This window comes from Novosphingobium sp. SL115 (assembly GCF_026672515.1).
GTDB lineage: Bacteria > Pseudomonadota > Alphaproteobacteria > Sphingomonadales > Sphingomonadaceae > Novosphingobium.
Map to the genome: position 1 here is coordinate 2,557,694 of NZ_JAPPRG010000002.1, position 18,901 is coordinate 2,576,594.

Sequence of the window (18,901 nt, forward strand, 5' to 3'; positions counted from 1 at the left end):
TTGCATTCCCCCTCTACTTCACATCAAAACTTTGATTAAAATTGTTTTTCCCAGTCACTTCAGGCGCGCGCCGCGTTCCGGCAGCGCAAAGGCGACATAAGCTGACCCTTGCGGCCCGGCGGGATCGCGCGCGCCGCTCGCCGCAATCACCACGAACTGCCGCCCGCCCACGCTGTAGGTGATCGGCGTTGCCACGCCCGCATAAGGCAGCCCCGCTTCCCACAGCACGCGCCCATCACGCGGGTCGAACGCGCGGAACAGGCGGTCGTGGATGGTCGCACCGATGAACAACACACCGCCCTGGGTCAGCAGCGGACCGCCATAGTTTTCCGATCCGCTGTCAGGCATCCCCGGCTTTGCCAGTGCAGGATAACGCCCCAGTGGCACGCGCCAGAGCGTGCGCCCATCATTCATGTCGATTGCGCTGAGCGTTCCCCAAGGCGGCACAACGGCGGGATAGCCATCGGGATCGACGAATTTGCGATAGCCGGTGAAGACATAACCCTGCGCCGCACCGGCAGCACCCTGCCCGGCGACCATTTCGCGCTGGGGGCCATCTGCCGGACGGCGAAGGTAATCGACCAGTCCCAGAAGCTGCGCCTGATCCAGATGCGAGAACGCAGGCATCCGCCCCTTGCCGCCCATGATGATGCCGAAGACATCACCTTCCATGTGGCGGCCCATGACACCTTCCAGCGACGGAAATTCGGGCGGTGAACCCTTGCGATCAACGCCGTGGCAGGCCGCGCAATTCTGCTGATAAACCGCTTCGCCGCCGGTCCCGTCACCCTTGGCAACGGGCGCGAGCGCTCCTGTCCATGGCACGTCGTTGGCATTGATGAACAGCACCCCGGTTGCCGGATCTGCCGCCTGCCCGCCCCATTCCGCCCCGCCGTCAAAGCCGGGGAAGACCACCGTGGGCTTGCCCACCGACAGCGGCACAAACAGCCCCTCGCTGCGCATGTCGGCAAAGGCTGCGGCAACGGCGGCATGAGCTTCGGGGGTACGCTGCGTCAGCATGTCGGCATCAAGCCGTTGCCGCGCAAAGGGCGCGGGCAAACGCGGCACCGGCTGGGTTGCCCACGCTTCTTCGCCCGGCACGGTGCTGGCGGGAAAAGGCATTTCATCGATGGGGAACAGGGGCTTGCCCGTAACCCGGTCAAACAGGAACACGAACCCCTGCTTGGTCGCCTGCGCCACGGCATCGATACGGCGACCGCCCTGATTTACCGTCAACAGCACCGGCGGGCTGGGCAGGTCGCGGTCCCAGATGTCGTGATGGACCAGTTGGTAGTGCCACAGATGCCGCCCGTCGCGCGCATCCAGTGCAACCAGCGAGTTCGCGTAAAGGTTCTGCCCTTTGCGATCCGCGCCATAGAAATCGTCCGCCGCAGATCCGGTGGGCACGAACACGATCCCGCGATGCTGATCGACCACCATGCCCGGCCACGAATTGATCGCGCCTGCACCTTCAAGCGCACCATCGGCCCACGTCTCGCTGCCCGGCTGCCCCGGTTTTGGCAATAGATCGAAGGTCCAGCGCAGCTTTCCGGTGCGCACGTCATAGGCGCGCACCGCGCCGGGCGCTGCGGGCTTTGCCTCAGCCGTGCGGAACCCGACGATGATCGTATCGCCCCAGATCACGCCGGGGCTGGTCATAGCCAGCGGCACCTGTTCGGCCGGGCGGCCCAGCCCTTCGCGCAAGTCCACGCGGCCATCGCTACCAAAGCCCGGAGCCGGTTGCCCGGTTGCAGGATCAAGCGCGATCAGCCACGGCCCCGCGCCCACCAGCAGCCGCTGCTGCGCCCCTTCACGCCACAGCGAAAGCCCGCGCACCGGCTGTTGCCCGGCCTGGGCAATGGCGTGCTTCCATAGCAAGCGCCCATTGGCACCATCCAGCGCAATCACCTCCTGCGCGGGCGTCATGGCGTAAAGGACGCCATCGGCAACCAGCGGCGATGTCTGCAAGCCGCCCAAGCCTGTGTCGAAGCGCCAGACCGGAGCCAGATCGCGCACGTTGTCACGGGTGATCGTCGCCAGCGTGGAATGGTGGCTGCCACCTGCATCACCGCCATAAGTGGCCCAATCGTCAGCAGCAGGTTGATCGGCCAGACCACGGCCAACAGCATTATGCCCGGCAGCCGCCAACGCGACCGCCGCAATTCCTGCTGCAAGAACGCTTAACGGCCGCAAGCGCCCGCTGCCGCGCAATCTCTCCACCAGACACTCTCCCAGCCCCACGCGATTCTTTAATCTGATTAAACATTTTACGCAATGGCGGGAAGCCATTCATTTTGACAGGCCGACTTGGCGTCGATCAGGCAAATTCAACAGTCATATCAGAAGCCGGAACTGCCCCCGCACGGCAGCCGCGATAGATCACAGGTCTTCAAAGGAGCGCCTGCAATTACAGAACCTTACTCTAAGGCAGGTTCTAGCCCGGTTCGTTGTGCAGCCATTCGGCATGCTTGGGCGCGCGTTTGGTGCGGTCCCATTCTTCCAGCATGACGGGAGCAAGATCGGCCAGTTCAGCGTGCTGGGCGGGTGTTCCGATGTTGCAGGCCAGTTCAAGCCGGTGGCCGTTGGGATCGAAGAAGTAGATTGATTTGAAGATACCGTGATAGGTTGGCCCCAGCACGCTGACGCCCTGTGCCTCGATATGGGCCTTGGCTGCCAGCAGCGCGTCGAGATCAGCCACCTCAAAGGCCAGATGCTGCACCCATGCAGGCGTATTGGGATCGCGGCCCATATCCGGTTGGCCGGGCAGTTCGAAGAAGGCCAGCACATTGCCCCCACCACAATCGAGGAAGACGTGCATGTAGGGATCGTCTTCGCCGGTGGAAGGCACTTTATCTTCGGCAAAGGCAGTGGTGTAGCGCATGCCCAGCACGCGCTCGTACCATTCCACCGTCTCCTTCGCGTTGCGGCAGCGATAGGCGACGTGGTGAATGCGGGTGATGGCGGGAGCTGTAGTCAGGGCCGTGGTCATTGCGCGGCTCCTTCGGCTTGCAGGACACCGCGCCGCATCTGATCGCGCTCCATCGATTTGAACAGGGCGGTGAAGTTGCCTTCGCCAAAGCCTTCGTCGCGCTTGCGCTGAATGAATTCGAAGAACACCGGGCCGATCTGCGTTTCAGAAAAGATTTGCAAAAGCAGGCGCGGATCGCCCTGTTCGGTTGAGCCATCGAGCAGGATACCGCGCTTTTGCAGCTCGTCCACCGGCTCGCCATGGCCGGGCAGGCGTTCGGCCAGCATTTCGTAATAGGTGGCAGGCGGCGGGGACATGAAAGGCGTGCCGCTGGTCTTCAGCCTATCCCACCCGGCCAGCAGATTGTCGCAGGCAAAGGCAATGTGCTGAATCCCTTCGCCATTATACGCACGAAGGAATTCCTCAATCTGGCCGCCGCCCGCTTTTGCCTCTTCATTCAGGGGAATGCGGATCTTGCCGTCGGGCGCAGTCATCGCGCGGCTGGTAAGGCCGGTATATTCGCCTTTGATGTCGAAATAGCGGATTTCGCGGAAACCGAACACGCGCTCATAAAAGGCGGCCCAATGCGACATGCGCCCGCCATAGACGTTGTGCGTAAGGTGATCGATGGTGTGAAAGCCCGCGCCCACTGGATGACGATCAACGCCGGGCAGGTAATCGAAATCGATATCATAGATCGACAAGTCATCCCCATAGCGGTCGATCAGGTAAATGATCGACCCGCCGATGCCGCGAATGGCGGGCAGGCGCAGTTCCATGGGGCCAGTGCTGACCTCAACCGGTTCGGCCCCGCGTTCGATCGCAGTGGCATAAGCCTTGGCCGCATTGCGCACGCGCCAGCCCATGCCGCAGGCCGACGGACCGTGTTCGGCGGCAAAATAGGCCGCAGGGCTGCGCGGTTCGTAATTGGCAATCAGATTGATCCCACCCTGCCGCCAAAGCTGCACATGCTTTGACCGGTGGTTGGCGATATGGGTAAAGCCCATGCGCGCGAAGACGGGATCGAGCGTGCCGGCTTCGGGCGCGGAAAATTCGATGAATTCAAACCCGTCGAGGCCCAGCGGGTTGTCGAACAGGTCGGTGGATGGCTGAGGATTCAAAGGCTGTCTCCCATATCGATCCATCATAGCACTGGTTTCAAATAAAACCAGATGGCGATGCAATATGATCGACTGGGAGGGAGTTAGATCCGCCGGGCAGAGATGGTCATGGCCACTTCCATCCCCTCCCCCGGTGCCAGTGTGGTCATGGGATAGACCGCATCCGTGCGGGTGATGGCATTGCTGGTATGGCTTACCGGTTCGGCGCAGAAGAACGTCGCGTCCGCCGGGACATAGACCACCGTGCAGGGCAGATTTTCCGATGCGCTGACGGTGATTTCCAGTCCACGATCCGGATAGAGGATTTCCAGCGGACCGCTGCGGCCATCGTAAACCGTATCGACATTGCGCGTGGCGACAGGCAGGCCCCGCCACCAATCGACCGCCGCACCAGCATCGTTGAGGACAACAGGCAGGCAATCGGGCGCGGCCCGCCATTCACCACGATGCAGCCCGCGATAGACCGTGCAGCCGTCTCGTGGGAAATAGGGATGGAAACCAAGGCCCGCAGGCATCGCTTCATCGCCAGTGTTTGTTACTGACAGGGCCATGCGCACGCCCTGCGCCGAAAGGTTGAAAGTCTGTCGCGCCAGATAGGGCCATGGCCATTCACCACCCGCGTGACGGTGTTCAATCACGACATGATCGAGTCCAGATTCGAGCGTTTGCCACGCATTGATCCAACCGTAGCCGTGCAGCGGATGCGTTGCGTCAACCGAGGGGAAGTTGGGTGACAGCGCCACATCGCGCATGCCGTGGCGGAACTGACCGTTGGCGATGCGGTTGGAAAAGGGCACTAGCGGAAAGCTGGCAAGGTCGAGAGCAGATGGGCCAAATGCAGGGCGCAGCAAGGCATCGCCACACCAGTCGAGCCGGGCCACGCCGCCGCCAATTTCGGGGACGATATCCAGTTCATAACCGTCAACCGCGAGCGTAATCATCGGATATTCCTGCATTGTTGCTGGCGTCGAATAAGGCCAGCATACGCCTGATCGCAAGCTGGGTGAGCAAGGGTCAGGGCTAGGCTGGACCTTCTGCTTCGGGTTGATTGGCCATGTGCCAGCCCAGCCCGTCGATCTTTTCAAGGATGACGGCGGCGGTAGGCGATGGTGGCACGATTTCGGCCCATGCGCGATGAAAGCACAGCAGCCAACCTTCAACCTCTGCCTTGCCAATGGGCGCAACGAAGTGCCGCATGCGCAGGCGGGGATGGCCGTATTTGTCGGTGTAAAGCGGCGGGCCACCCAGCCAGCCGGTGAGATATTCGAACAGCTTCTCCTCTGCCCGCGCCAGCGATGGCGGATGCACTGCACGGCAGGCCGCCGCTTCGGGCAGGGTGTCCATCAGCACATAGAACCGGGCGCACAAGGCGCGCACCGTGGCTGCTCCGCCGAACAGGGCATATGGCGTGGTGGTATCGTCCATGGCCTGTGCCGTAAGCGCAATCGGGCACGCGGCGCAATCAGTGATCGATGTCTTCATCTTTCCAGATGACATGGGCGTCGATCTGAAGTTTCAACAGAGCGCGCAAAGCATCGCCCCGGGCCATGATTTCCATGCGGCGCGCATCGTGGTGCTGGCGGCGGATCAGCAGCAAATCCGCAAGGTCGGTCGCGCCCAGACGATAGCCGATGGCGCTGCGCTCTGCCGCCTGCCCCGCACTGCGCACGGCAGAGGCGAAGCGTTGCCACGTCTCCATACGACTGCGCACGTCGGCCAGATCGGCATCGGCGGTGGCTTCGACCATGCGGCGTATGCTAGCCAGATCGAACGTGGCAGCATTGGCTTCGGCAGAAGCCTGCTGCGCCTGCGCCTTGCGATAACCGCCGCCGAGCGGCATCTGGAACACCAGCCCTGCACCGCGCTCCATGCCCGACCGTTCGCTGAACACCCTGACACCGACCGAGGGATCGGCCATGCGATCCCTTTCGCTGCGACGCGCCACCACATCAAGCCGCGCGGCTTCACGGTCAGCGGCCAGAATTTCGTGGCTGCGCGAAATGACCAGCCCGCGCAGGTCTTCCAAAGCCTGCACCGGCAGTTCGGGCTGGCCAAGGTCCGGCGCGGTTTCTGGCAGTGGCAGATCGGTGAAATTTGCGGCAAGGCGGACGCGGGCCTGTGTTTCGCCCGCTGCGGTCTGTGCCGCCTGCCCCAGCGCCTGATCCAGTGCGGCCTGCGCCTGATCGACTTCAAGCTGGGACGCATCGCGCAAATCGCGGCGGCGTTCCAGCGCGCGCAATTCCTGTTCCAGCAGCTTGGCCGATGCCAGTTCATTGCGGCGCAGTTCGGCAGAGACGAGCCAGTCGAACCAAAGCCCTGCAAACATCAGCGACACCTGATGGCGCGCATCTTCCATGCGGTTGTGCGCCACTTCGACGCCCAGTTCGCCCGCGCTGCGATCAAGCTGCGCCTTGCCGGGCAGGCGGACTGCGCGCATGACCTGCGCGTCAAATTCGTTGAAGCGCCCTTCGTTGGTCACATCGCGCGAGACATAACTGCCTTGCAGGGTGAATTCGTGCGTGCCGCGCGCAAGGGCGGATGCACCGGCCCGCGCCGCATCAACCCGCGATGCCGCCGCAGCGACGCTAGGATGACTGTCCAGTGCGGCAATCACCTGCGGTTCAGGTGGCAGTGATGGCGCGGCCCATGCAGGGGCGCAGATGGCAAGTGCGGCCACGGCGGCCAGAAGCGTGCGGGCGCGTTCAGCCACGGGCGGGTTCTCCGTCTGATGATGCCGCTTCACCGAAGCGTTCATACAGGATGGGCAGAAGGACCAGCGTGAGCAGGGTTGAAGTTATCAACCCGCCGATCACCACGATGGCCAAGGGGCGCTGGATTTCGGAACCCGGCCCGCTGGCGAACAGCAGCGGGACAAGGCCGAAAGCCGTGATGCTGGCGGTCATCAACACGGGGCGCAACCGACGTTCCGCGCCCAGCCGCACCGCCTCTGCCATGGGCAGGCCTTCTTCGCGCAACTGGCGGAAGCAGGCGACCAGCACCAATCCATTCAGCACCGCAATGCCCAGCAGCGCAATGAAGCCGACCGAAGCCGGAACCGACAGATATTCGCCCGACACCCACAACGTGATGATGCCTCCCACCACCGCAAACGGAATATTGGCAAGGATCAGCGTCGATGCGCGCAGCGACCGCAAGGTACCCAGCAAGACAAGGAAGATCAGCCCCAGAGCAATGGGAATGACGGTGAGCAGGCGAGCCGAAGCGCGCTGCTGATTCTCGAACTGCCCGCCCCAGACCAGCCGATATCCGGCAGGCAGCGCGACTTTGGCAATGACGGCAGCGCGCGCTTCATCAACATAGCCGACCAGATCGCGTCCGGACACGAAAGCCTGCACCAGCGCAAAGCGCGATCCGTTTTCGTGGTCCAGCTTTACCGGGCCATTTGTGCGTTCAACCTTTGCCATGTCGCTGACGCGGGCCAGCGTGCCGGTGGGCGTCAGCAACTGGATATCGGCAAAGCGTGCCGGATCGTTACGGATCGCCTCGTCCCCCCGGATCATGATAGGCACGCGGCGCTGGCCTTCGATCACCATGCCCGCCCCCATGCCTTCAAGCTGGGCGCGCAGGGCATCCTGCATCTGGTCCACGGGCATACCAAAGCGTCCGGCAACGGCATGGTCGATGTCGAGTTGCAGGTAGTCCACGCTGTCGTTGGCAACGGTGACGACTTCGGAGGCCCCCTGCACGCCTTGGAGAACGGTCTGCACCTGCCCGGCAAGATCGGCCAGCACGTCCTTGTCCGGCCCGAAGATCTTTAGCGCCAGATCGCCGCGCGCGCCGGTAAGCATTTCGGACACACGCATTTCGATGGGCTGGGTGAACGTAGGCTCGATACCGGGCAGGCCATCGACCACCTTGCGCATTTCCTCGACCACGAAGTCCTTGTTGCCGCGCCATTCGGACTGGGGTTTCAACCGCACGAAGCTGTCGGTTTCATTCAAGCCCATCGGGTCCAGCCCGATTTCATCAGACCCGACGCGGGCAATCACGTCCTGCACTTCGGGCACGGTCAGCAGCGCGCGCTGCACCGCCATGTCGCCTTCGACCGACTGGGCAAGGCTGATCGATGGCAGCTTGGAAAGCTGGACGATGACCGAGCCTTCATCCATCGTCGGCATAAAGGTTTTGCCCACGCCGACATAGGCCAGCACTGCCAGCCCAAGACCGAAGCCGGACGCGCCATAGACCAGCCGTTTACGCGCAAAGGTTGAAGCCAGCAGCGCGCGATAGCGCGGGGCCAGCCAGCGCATGATAGCAGGTTCGCCGTGGTGTCCGCTTTTTAGACCGAACGAAGACAGCACCGGCACCAGCGTCAGCGCCAGCAGCAACGATCCCGCAAGGGCGAACACGATGGTCAGCGCGACCGGGGCGAACAGCTTGCCCTCCAGCCCTTCCAGTGCGAGTAGCGGCAGGAACACAAGCGCGATGATGACGATGCCCGCTGTTACCGGGACAACCACGTCTGCCGTTGCGCGAAAGATGTGGTTCAGGCGTGGAGTGCTGTCTTCCTTGGCGGCAGACAGGCGTTCTACGATGTTTTCGACCACCACAACTGCGCCATCGACCAGCATACCGATGGCAATGGCAAGCCCGCCAAGGCTCATCAGATTGGCGGTAAGACCAGCCATACGCATGAACAGGAAGGTGATGAGCGCGGCCATCGGCAAAGTTACCGCGACGATGGCAGCGGCACGCCAATCTCCCAGAAACACGATCAACAGCACGATCACCAGCACGGTCGCTTCGACCAGCGCCTTTTCGACCGTACCTACCGCGCGGTTGATAAGATCCGAGCGGTCATAGAACACATCGATCTTCGTGCCGGGCGGCAGGCCGGCCTCGATTTCGGCAAGACGCTGGCGCACGCCGTCGACCACGGCACGCGCATCGGCACCGCGCAACCCGATAACCAGACCTTCCACCGCCTCGCCCTGCCCATTACGGCTGACCGCGCCATAGCGGGTAAGACTGCCCTGCCCCACGCTGGCCACATCGGACAAGCGCACGATGCGGCCATCGCGGCTGCTGATGACCAGCGCGCCAAGGTCTGCAACGCTTTGCATAGCGCCAACCGAACGAACGATCAGCGATTCCTCGCCGCTGACCAGACGGCCCGCGCCGTCGTTGCGGTTGCCGCTTTCTATCGCCGCTTTCAGATCGGAGATGGACAGCTTTGCTGCTGCCAGTGCCACCGGATCAGGCCGAACTTCGAACGTTCGAGCATGGCCGCCCAGCGCATTGACATCGGCCACACCAGGGACGGTCCGCAGGGCCGGGCGGATGGTCCAGTCGAGCAGTTCGCGCTTTTGTTGCAGCGATTGCGGGCCTTCGATGGTGAACATGTAAACGTCGGACAGCGGCGTTGAAATGGGCGCAAGCCCGCCTTCGACCGATGCCGGCATATCGGCCAGCACGCTGGTCAACCGTTCGCCGACCTGCTGGCGTGCCCAGTAAATATCTGTGCCGTCAACGAAATCGATCGTCACATCGGCAATCGCGTATTTCGCGGTGGAACGCAGCACCGCCTGCCCCGGAATGCCGAGCAATTCGGTTTCAATCGGCGTGATGACCCGGCTTTCGACCTCTTCCGGGGTCATGCCGGGGGCCTTGAGGATGATCTTGACCTGTGTCTGCGCGATGTCGGGATAGGCATCAACCGGCAGTTTAACGAAGGCCCAGACGCCCAACCCCGCCACGACCACGGACAGGGCAAGAACGAACATGCGCCAGGACAGCGCGGCGGCTACGATGCTGCGAAGCATGGTAGCGCCCTACCGTGCCAGAAAGAACGCTTTGAGCGCGCTCGTTCCCTTGACCACGATGCGGTCGCCCGGTTTCAACCCGGAGGTGACCAGCGCCATGCCTGCGCTGATGCCGCTCGCAGTCACTTTGCGCAGGGCATAGCCGCCGCTGGCCGCAACGAATACGACGTCTGCTCCGTTGATCGTGGTGACAGCACCCGCAGGCACCACAACAGCCCCGGCGGGCGCAGGCCCGAAGATGCTGACCGTGGCTGCGCGCCCGGCAACTATGCCCGGCCCAGAAGGCAGGCTTGCTTTCAGACTGGCGGAACGGGTGGCAGGATCGATGACGCTACCGACAGCCGTGATCTTTCCGGCAAGCTCACCCAACCGCACGGTCATGCCGGGGCGGACCTGCCCGATCAGGCGTTCAGGCAACTGCGCGGTCACTTCATACTGCCCTTCGGCATCGATTACAAAAGGCGCGGTCATGCCGTCAACCGGGTTGCCCACGGCAATATCGGCGCGGGTAACCCGGCCTGAAATGGGGGCGGAAAGCGTATAGGTGCCCGAACCACCGCTGCCCCCAACCAGCCGCAGAATGCGCGAATTTTCCGCCACGTCAGCGCGCGCCTCGGCGGCAAGCGCCTGTGCCTCATCTGCGCGGGCCGCCGCAATCACGCCTTCGCGCGACAGGCGCGAAAGGCGCGCTGCACTCGCTTGAGAGACACCTAAACGCGCATTGGCACGCGCAAGATCCGCCCCGATGGTCAGCACATCACGACTGACGATTACAGCCAGCGGCTGTCCGCGCAAAACCCGGTCCCCTTCCACCGCGAACGTGCGCTGGACCGTACCGGGCAAAGTGGCTGCCACTGCGACGCGCGAATTGGGCGGCGGGGCGATTGTCGCCGGAAGTTCAGCAATGGGCGCCTCTTGTGCCGCGGCGACCGGTCCCAGTTCGATGCCCAGAATACGCGCCTTGGCCGCATCGACGGCCAGCGTATCGGAAGCAGTCGCTGCCCGGTTTGCCTGATCTGCCGGTGCCGAATCTGTGCCCGATGTAAACCACCAGCCCGTGCCTGCCACGATGACAAGCGCCGCCGCGCCGAAATATGCCTTTTTGTCGACCATGCAGTCCCGCTATGCCGCTTGCCTGACGGCAACCTGACAGCGGGTCAACAAAGGTGCGTTTATTGCGGAAACACCAGACGCAGTTCACGGGCACCGGGCAAGGTTTCCAACCGTCCGCCATGGGCCGCAATGATCCGGGCGACGATGGCAAGGCCAAGCCCAGCACCCTCACTTTCGCCCCGATCCGACGTCTGATCGACACGCCCCCTGCGCCGCACGAAACGGGCAAGGTCGGCCACGGCAAGCCCCGGCCCGCCATCGCGCACGGCCACGATTGGTTCTGCGCCCGCGCCACCCCCGGCAAGCACGGTGATCGTCCCGCCAGGCGGCGTTACGCGCAGTGCATTGTCGAGCAGGTTGCGCAAGGCCGAAGCCAGCGCTTCACGGTGGCAATGCACCTGCCCGCATCCACCGCCATCCTCGAACGCGATCTGCCGCCCCTGCGCCAATGCCAGCGGAGCAAAGGCAGCGGCAGTGTCAGCCGCGATATCGGCCAGATTGCAGAGCATTGGCGGTAGTGGTGCCGCGGCCTGCGCATTGACTTGCGCCAGCAGCAGCAATTGATCGACCAGACGGCTGATCCCGTCCACTTCACCGCGCAGAATGTCGGCGCTGACACCACCCGGCCTTTCCAGCGCAAGCTTCAGGATGGCCAAAGGGGTGCGTATCTGATGTGCCACATCGGCGGCGAAGGCTTCATGTTCGCTGGCGGCATCGTCAAGCCGCCCTAGCAGGCCATTGATTGCGCCTACAAATGGCATCACCTCTGACGGCATGGCGCGGTCATCGATGCGCACACCGCGCGCAGCTTGGGTTTCGGCAATGGTGCGCGCGGCATGTTCCATAGGACGGAACGAATGGCGGATCACCCATGCGCCGGTCAGGATTGCCGGAAGCGTGAGCGCCAACACCGGTATGCCGACATGGTCCATCACTTCGGACCAGGCATAGATATTGGCTTCAGCCCCTGCCAGATCCTGTATCTGAAGACGGTATTGCATGAAAACGGCGGTGAGCAGCCCCGATGCGCCCAGTGCAAAGGCCAGCGCCAGCCCCGCAGCCAGCCTGCGTCCGATGGAAGTGCGGCTTTTGGAAACCGGTCGGGTCATGCTGCCTGATCCTGCAACAGATAGCCAAGGCCGCGCAGGGTGTGGATCATTTCCCCGCCACCCAGCGCCTGCAACCGCCTGCGCAGCCTCGACACCACCGCTTCTATGGCATTGGGCGAGACCTCTTCATCAAAACCATAGAGTGCGGTTTCAATGCGTTCGCGGCGAACCACTGTCCCAGCTTGGCGCATCAGCAGTTCCAGTAGGTCCGTCTCGCGCCGGGTCAGGTCCAGCAGGGTTCCGGCAAAGTGTGCGCGGCGCGCAGCCGCATCGAACAGGAGATCTCCAACCTGAAGCACAGGGCTGGCCCGGCCCCCAGGCCTGCGCAACAAGGCGCGGATGCGGGCGGCAATCTCATCCGTTGCCGCAGGTTTCACCAGATAATCGTCAGCCCCAGAATCCAGCCCGGTGATCCTGTCGTTAAGCGCGCCGCGCGCAGTTAGCACCAGCACCGGCACGTCAAACCCGCCCGTGCGGCGGGCTTTGAGCCAATTCATGCCATCGCCATCGGGCAGGCCAAGATCGAGCACAACGGCATCATAACGAACAACTGCAACGGCAGCATCGGCCTGTTCGAGGCTTTGTGCCAAATCACAGGCATAGCCCGCATGCCGCAGCGGGCCTGCAACCAGCGCCGCCAGACGCGCATTATCTTCAACGATCAGCAGCCGCATGATTGTTCCATGCCCTGACTTCACCGGTTTTGCCAGAGATGGATAACGAGGGCGGATGACTCAGGACTGAGGATGCGCTATGCCGCCTTGCATGTTCCGACGGGGAATCCTGCTGCTGGCCATGTTGATTGCGTCGCTTACCGCGATGGCAAGTGTGCATGCGGCTGAATTCCGCGAGAATGTGACCATAGATTGCGCAGGCAACCTTCACAGCGAAGGCGATGGCGACCAGTCATCTGGCGATGCGGATACAGGCGCGCCGCATCATCATGGGTCTTGCCATGGCGCAGCTTCGGTTTTGCCTGCACGCGCAGCACTTCCCCCAGTTCATACCGTGCTTTCCATGCCTACCGGTTTTGGCAGTCACGCCGTAATGGGCCGTTGGAACCCCGGTCCGGCGATACGCCCGCCCATTATCTGATTGATACCGCATTTCAGGGCGTACCGTTCGCGGGCGTGCCTGTTGCTGTCATTCAATCAGGATTTCCTATATGCACAGGATCATCGCGGCCAGTCTGGCCGTCACCCCTTGCGCCGTCTTGGCGCAAACCCCTGCTGATCTGCTGTCATCGGTGCAGTCCGCTCAGGCCGTTTTGACGCTGGAACAGGCCATTGCCGCCGCCGGTGGCAGCGCGCCTTCGGCACAAGCTGCACAGGCGGGAATAGACGCCGCGCATGCCGCCCGCACCGTGGCCGGGCTTCGCCCCAACCCCAGCGTCGAAACGCAGGTCGAGAACTTTGCCGGATCGGGCGGCTATCGGGCGTTCAAGCAGGCCGAAACCACGATCAATTTCAACATTCCGCTGGAACTGGGGCGCAAGCGTTCGGCCCGGATCGCGCTGGCGGATGCGCAGACCAGCCGCGCCATGTTGACCGCTGCGATCACGCAGGCTGATATCCGGTTGCAGGTCTCACAGCTTTATATTGATGCCATCGCGGCGCAGCGGCGCGCGGTAACGGCGGCAGATCAGTTGCGCATTGCGGGCGAAGCCTTTCGCGCGGCCAGCATCCGCGTGCAGGCGGGTCGCGCTTCGCCCATTGAGGAACAGCGCGCGGACGTGGCGCGGATCAACGCCGAAGCCGGTGTCGAGCGCGCGCGGCGACTACTGGCGGCAGCGCGGATGAACCTTGCCCGCCGGATCGGCCTGCCGATGGAAGTGGCGCTTGACCCCGGCGCACTGGATATTCTGCCCCCACCCATCCATGGACCAACCGAATTTTCCGCTGAAGGCACCCTGGCGATGGCGGCAGCGGACGCCGATCTGGCCGTGGCCGATGCGGGGGTGCGCATGGCCCGTTCGCAACGGGTGCCCGACATTGCCTTTGGCCCCGGCCTGCGCAGGCTGGCTGCCACCAACGACACCGCTGCCGTGTTCAGCATTTCGGTGCCGTTGCCGCTGTTCAATAGCGGCGGTGCGGCAGTGGAACAGGCGCAAGCTCAACGCGGCATGGCCGAAGCGCAACGGCGGATGACCGCGCTGGATGTGGAACAAGCCATCACCGACGCGCGTGCAGAAGCTGACAATGCGGCGACCAGCGCGCGCGCGGCCAGCGGCCCTGCCCTTGCCGCTGCGCAAGAAGCCGCGCGGATCGCCCGCATCGGATATCGCGAAGGCAAATTTGGGCAGATCGACCTGCTGGATGCCGAACGCACGCTGGCCGAAACCCGCGTGGCCGCCATCGATGCGCTGGCCGCCTATCAGAATGCCAAGGCCCGGTTGGAGCGCCTGATCGCTCCCGCGCCGCAAGAGGACAACTGACCGATGAAAATCCTAAACGCAATTCCGCTGACTTTGGCACTGCTGCTGGCTGCTTGCGGGGGTGGCACGGCTGAACCCGAAGCACACGAAGGCAAGGAGCATGGCGAGGAAGCGGGCCATGCCGAAGGTGAGGCCCATGAGGACGAAGGCAAGATCGTGCTGTCGGCAGACCAGATTGCCGCTGCCGGTATCCAGATTGGCAGGCCCACCGTGGGCGGATCGGGCACGATCGAACTACCCGCGATGATCGAGGGAGATCCCGAAGGCACGCAGGTCGTCTCTGCCGCGATTGGCGGGCGCGTGGTGGCACTGAGCCGCAATCTGGGCCAGTCGGTTTCGCGTGGACAGGTGATCGCCGTGATCGAAAGCCGCGAAGTGGCGCAGCTTAAAGGCGAAGTGGAAGCATCGCGCGCGCGGCTGGCGTTGGCGCGATCCAATCTTGAGCGTGAACAGCGCCTGTTTGCGCAGAAGGTTTCGCCCGAACAGGATCTGATCGCGGCGCGCACAGCCGCAACCGAAGCGCGCATCGCCCATCAGCAGGCGCTGGGGCAGGTTTCGGCGGCGGGTGCTGGCGGCGGTGGACTGAACCGGCTGGGCATTACCGCGCCGGTGGGCGGACAAGTGATTTCACGCAGTGTGGTGCTGGGGCAGGCCGTGGCCGCCGATACCGAACTCTATCGCGTGGCGAACCTGTCCAGCGTGTCGCTTTCGTTCAATCTGTCACCCGCCGATGCTGGAAGGGTGAAGCCAGGCAACATGGTAATGGTCAATGCTGCGGGACGTCAGGCCAGCGCGCGGGTGGCCTTCGTTTCGCCCGCGCTTGATCCGCAGACCCGGCTGGTGCCGATGCTGGCAAAGCTGGACAACCGTGCCGGGCAATGGCGCGTAGGCGAACCGGTGACCGCAGCCATCCAGCTATCGGGCGCAGGCATGGCCGATAGCGCGGTGCGCGTGCCATCAACCGCAGTGCAAACGGTGGAAGGCAAACCCACCGTGTTTGTGCGCACGGCAGGCGGATTTCAGGCAGTGCCGGTAACGCTGGGCACAACAGCGGGTGGCAGCACCGTGATCCTTGGCGGGCTGAAAGGCACCGAACAGATCGCCACCGTCAACAGTTTCACCCTGAAGGCCGAACTCGGCAAGGGTGAAGCCACGCACGAGGGGCATTAAGCGATGATTGCCGCAATCGTGAACTGGGCGGTGCGCAAGCGCTGGCTTGTACTGATATTTACCGCCGTGGCGGCGGTGATCGGCGCGGTCGCGCTCTATCGCCTGCCCATCGACGCCGTGCCCGACATCACCAACAATCAGGTACAGATCAACGTCCGCGCGCCTGCGCTTTCGCCCGAACTGGTAGAAAAGCAGGTGGCATTCCCCATCGAAACCGCGCTGGCAGGCGTGCCGGGGCTGGAATACACCCGGTCGTTCAGCCGCAATGGCTTTGCCCAGGTAACTGCGGTTTTCGAAGATTCCACCGACATCTATTTCGCACGCCAGCAGGTGAGCGAGAGGCTTTCAGGCGTGGCGGAAACCCTGCCCGATGGGGTCAGCCCGGAAATGGGGCCGATCGCCACGGGCCTTGGCGAAGTGTTCATGTGGACCGTCCGGCTGGAGCACCGCAAGGATGACACGCACCTTCCGGGTGAGCCAGGGATGCAGCCTGATGGCAGCTATGTCACGCCAGAGGGTGAACGCCTGACCAGCGAAGTTGACCGGGCGACCTATTTGCGCACGGCGCAGGACTGGATCGTCGCGCCGCTGTTGAAGAACACCAAGGGGCTGGCCGGGATCGATTCCATTGGCGGCTATGCCAAGCAATATCTGGTGGTGCCCGATGTGCCGCGCCTTGCCGCGATGGGCCTGACGCTGGGCGATCTGGCAACGGCGCTGGAACGCAACAATACCAGCGTTGGTGGAGGCTTCGTCAACCGCAATGGCGAAGGGCTGGCCGTGCGGTCCGATGCGCTGGTGCGCAATGCGGATGAGCTGTCGCGCATTGTCGTCGCATCGCCCGGCGGGGTACCGGTGACGCTGGGCCAAGTGGCCACGGTGAAGCTGGGACAGGCCGTGCGCATGGGGTCGGCTTCGGAAAATGGGACCGAAGTGGTGGTTGGAACCGCCGTCATGCGCGTGGGCGAAAACAGCCGGACGGTGGCGACTGCGGTGGCCAACCGGCTTGAGGAAATCAACGCATCGCTGCCGCCTGACGTGATCGTCCAACCAGTGCTGGACCGCACCGCACTGGTCAATTCCACGATCCTGACCGTAGCCAAGAACCTGAGCGAAGGCGCGCTGCTAGTGATCGTGGTGCTGTTTGCGCTCTTGGGCAATTTCCGCGCGGCGCTGATCGCGGCGATGGTTATTCCCGTCACCATGCTTCTGACCAGCTTTGGCATGTTGCGCGCAGGCGTTTCAGCCAACCTGATGAGCCTTGGCGCGCTGGATTTTGGCCTGATCGTCGATGGCGCGGTCATCATCGTGGAAAACGCGCTGCGCCGTATGGCCGAGGACCAGCATCACAAGGGACGACTGCTTTCGCTGGAGGAACGGTTGGCCACGGTCGCCAGTGCCGCGCGCGAGATGATCCGGCCTTCGGTCTATGGTCAGGCGATCATCATCCTTGTCTATATCCCACTGCTTATGCTGACCGGGATCGAAGGCAAGACCTTTGTGCCCATGGCGCTGACTGTGATGATCGCTCTGGGGTTCGCTTTCGTGCTGTCGCTGACCGCCGTGCCCGCCGCCATCGCCATATGGTTGTCCAACCGCATTGAGGAGAAGGAAGGCCGGGTGATGACCTGGCTGAAAGCGCGGTATGAGCCGGGTCTGGACAGGGCGATGGCAACCCCCAAGCGGACGCTGGGCATCGGCGTCGGCGCCTTTGCCGTGGCCATCGCTGCGTTCCTTACGCTGGGCCAGGTGTTCCTGCCGCAACTGGACGAAGGTGACCTGTTGATTCAGGCGCTGCGCATTCCGGCAACATCGGTGCAGCAAAGTCAGGCGATGCAGGTGCCGATTGAACGGATGGTATCAAAACAACCGGAAGTGAAGTTCGTCTTTTCCAAGACTGGCACGGCGGAACTGGCATCGGACCCGATGCCCCCCAATGCCACCGACATGTTCGTGATCCTGAAAGACCGCGACGAATGGCCTGATCCTGCACTGCCCAAGGAAAGCCTTGTCGCGCGGCTTGAAGAAAAGCTGAAGGCGATTCCGGGCAATGCCTACGAAATCACCCAGCCCATACAAATGCGCTTCAACGAACTGATCGCAGGGGTGCGCGGGGACATCGCAGTCAAGGTCTATGGCGAAGACTTCAACGCGATGAACGCCACCGCCGAAAAGATCGCCGCCGTGTTGCGCAAGACAGAAGGTGCGGCGGACGTGAAGGTAGAGCAGACATCGGGGTTGCCGATGCTGGACATCCGCGTCAACCGCGATGCCATGGCACGGCTGGGCGTTTCGGCGCAGGACGTGCAGGACACCGTGACCGCCACCATCGGCGGGCGCACGGCGGGTATGATCTTTGAAGGAGACCGCCGCTTTCCTGTGGTGATCCGCCTGTCCGAAGAACAGCGCGCCGATATTACCGCGCTGGGGCAAGTGCAGGTTCCCGTGTCCGGCGGGCGGTTCGTGCCGCTGGCCAGCGTGGCGGATATTCGCGTGGTTGATGGCCCCAACCAGATCAGCCGCGAGAATGGCAAACGCCGCGTGGTGGTGCAGGCCAATGTGCGCGGGCGCGATATCGCCAGCGTGGTAGGCGATGCACAAAGCGCGATTGCCAAAAACATACGTCTTCCGGCGGGCAGCTATCTGGAATGGGGCGGGCAGTTTGAAAACCTCGCTTCGGCGCGCGACCGGCTGCAACTGGTGGTTCCGGCCTGTTTCGTGCTGATTCTGCTGCTGCTTTACGGTGCGCTGCGATCAGCGCGGGATGCCGCTATCGTGTTTACCGGCGTTCCGCTGGCACTGGTGGGCGGCGTGCTGCTGCTGTTCGTGCGGGGGATGGATTTCTCCATTTCCGCAGCGGTCGGCTTTATCGCGCTGTCTGGCATCGCGGTGTTGAACGGACTGGTCATGGTTTCGTCCATTCAGGAACTAATGCGCAAGGGCATGAACCGCGCAGAAGCAGCACGCGCGGGCGCGATCCAGCGGTTGCGGCCGGTGGTGATGACCGCACTGGTCGCCAGCCTTGGGTTCGTGCCGATGGCGTTGGGTAGTGGCGCCGGAGCCGAAGTGCAAAAGCCGCTGGCCACGGTGGTCATCGGCGGGCTGATATCGGCCACGCTGCTGACGCTGTTTGTGCTGCCCACGCTCTATGCCCGATATGGGCGGCGCGATTTTACTGGCGACAATCTGCCGCCAAGCTGATG

13 protein-coding genes are annotated in these 18,901 nt (G+C 63.2%); 3 read left to right on the forward strand and 10 right to left on the reverse strand.

Annotated elements, in window-relative coordinates; genetic code table 11:
- Positions 1 to 54: 54 nt before the first annotated feature.
- From OVA07_RS13780 to OVA07_RS13825, 10 genes are all read right to left on the reverse strand, one after another.
- The gene (locus OVA07_RS13780) at positions 55 to 2,220 is read right to left on the reverse strand and encodes an outer membrane protein assembly factor BamB family protein (RefSeq protein WP_268172034.1); all 2,166 of its coding nucleotides are present in this window, start codon (positions 2,218 to 2,220) and stop codon (positions 55 to 57) included.
- A 214-nt stretch (positions 2,221 to 2,434) separates the two neighbouring features.
- Positions 2,435 to 2,989: a VOC family protein gene (locus tag OVA07_RS13785; RefSeq protein WP_268172036.1), complete on the reverse strand. Its 555-nt coding sequence runs from the start codon at positions 2,987 to 2,989 to the stop codon at positions 2,435 to 2,437.
- A complete protein-coding gene (gene hppD / locus OVA07_RS13790; protein ID WP_268172037.1) occupies positions 2,986 to 4,089 on the reverse strand; it encodes a 4-hydroxyphenylpyruvate dioxygenase in 1,104 nt (367 codons plus the stop codon). The genes OVA07_RS13785 and hppD overlap by 4 nt, the downstream gene beginning before the upstream one ends.
- Positions 4,090 to 4,172: 83 nt before the next feature.
- On the reverse strand, positions 4,173 to 5,030 hold the full coding sequence (locus OVA07_RS13795; protein WP_268172038.1) for an aldose 1-epimerase: 858 nt from the start codon (positions 5,028 to 5,030) through the stop codon (positions 4,173 to 4,175).
- Positions 5,031 to 5,109: 79 nt separating this feature from the next.
- On the reverse strand, positions 5,110 to 5,571 hold the full coding sequence (locus tag OVA07_RS13800) for a group II truncated hemoglobin (RefSeq protein WP_268172039.1): 462 nt from the start codon (positions 5,569 to 5,571) through the stop codon (positions 5,110 to 5,112).
- Positions 5,552 to 6,799 carry a TolC family protein gene (locus OVA07_RS13805; RefSeq protein ID WP_268172040.1) on the reverse strand — a complete coding sequence of 416 codons (1,248 nt, stop codon included), beginning with the start codon at positions 6,797 to 6,799 and terminating at the stop codon, positions 5,552 to 5,554. The genes OVA07_RS13800 and OVA07_RS13805 overlap by 20 nt, the downstream gene beginning before the upstream one ends.
- On the reverse strand, positions 6,792 to 9,872 hold the full coding sequence (locus tag OVA07_RS13810) for an efflux RND transporter permease subunit (RefSeq protein ID WP_268172041.1): 3,081 nt from the start codon (positions 9,870 to 9,872) through the stop codon (positions 6,792 to 6,794). The genes OVA07_RS13805 and OVA07_RS13810 overlap by 8 nt, the downstream gene beginning before the upstream one ends.
- 9 nt (positions 9,873 to 9,881) lie before the next feature.
- Positions 9,882 to 10,985, reverse strand: a complete 1,104-nt coding sequence (locus tag OVA07_RS13815) for an efflux RND transporter periplasmic adaptor subunit (RefSeq protein WP_268172042.1) — start codon at positions 10,983 to 10,985, stop codon at positions 9,882 to 9,884.
- Positions 10,986 to 11,044: 59 nt separating this feature from the next.
- The gene (locus OVA07_RS13820) at positions 11,045 to 12,094 is read right to left on the reverse strand and encodes an ATP-binding protein (RefSeq protein WP_268172044.1); all 1,050 of its coding nucleotides are present in this window, start codon (positions 12,092 to 12,094) and stop codon (positions 11,045 to 11,047) included.
- Complete coding sequence (locus OVA07_RS13825) at positions 12,091 to 12,768, reverse strand: response regulator (RefSeq protein ID WP_268172045.1); 678 nt, start codon at positions 12,766 to 12,768, stop codon at positions 12,091 to 12,093. Before OVA07_RS13825 ends, OVA07_RS13820 begins: the two co-directional genes overlap by 4 nt.
- A gap of 491 nt (positions 12,769 to 13,259) precedes the next feature.
- On the opposite strand from OVA07_RS13825, the gene OVA07_RS13830 reads away from it, so the two are divergent.
- From OVA07_RS13830 to OVA07_RS13840, 3 genes are read left to right on the forward strand one after another with little or no spacing between them, the layout of a single operon-like run.
- On the forward strand, positions 13,260 to 14,528 hold the full coding sequence (locus OVA07_RS13830) for a TolC family protein (protein WP_268172047.1): 1,269 nt from the start codon (positions 13,260 to 13,262) through the stop codon (positions 14,526 to 14,528).
- 3 nt (positions 14,529 to 14,531) lie between these two features.
- On the forward strand, positions 14,532 to 15,698 hold the full coding sequence (locus OVA07_RS13835) for an efflux RND transporter periplasmic adaptor subunit (RefSeq protein ID WP_268172048.1): 1,167 nt from the start codon (positions 14,532 to 14,534) through the stop codon (positions 15,696 to 15,698).
- A 3-nt stretch (positions 15,699 to 15,701) separates the two neighbouring features.
- Positions 15,702 to 18,899: an efflux RND transporter permease subunit gene (locus OVA07_RS13840; protein WP_268172049.1), complete on the forward strand. Its 3,198-nt coding sequence runs from the start codon at positions 15,702 to 15,704 to the stop codon at positions 18,897 to 18,899.
- The last annotated feature ends 2 nt before the right edge of the window (positions 18,900 to 18,901 follow it).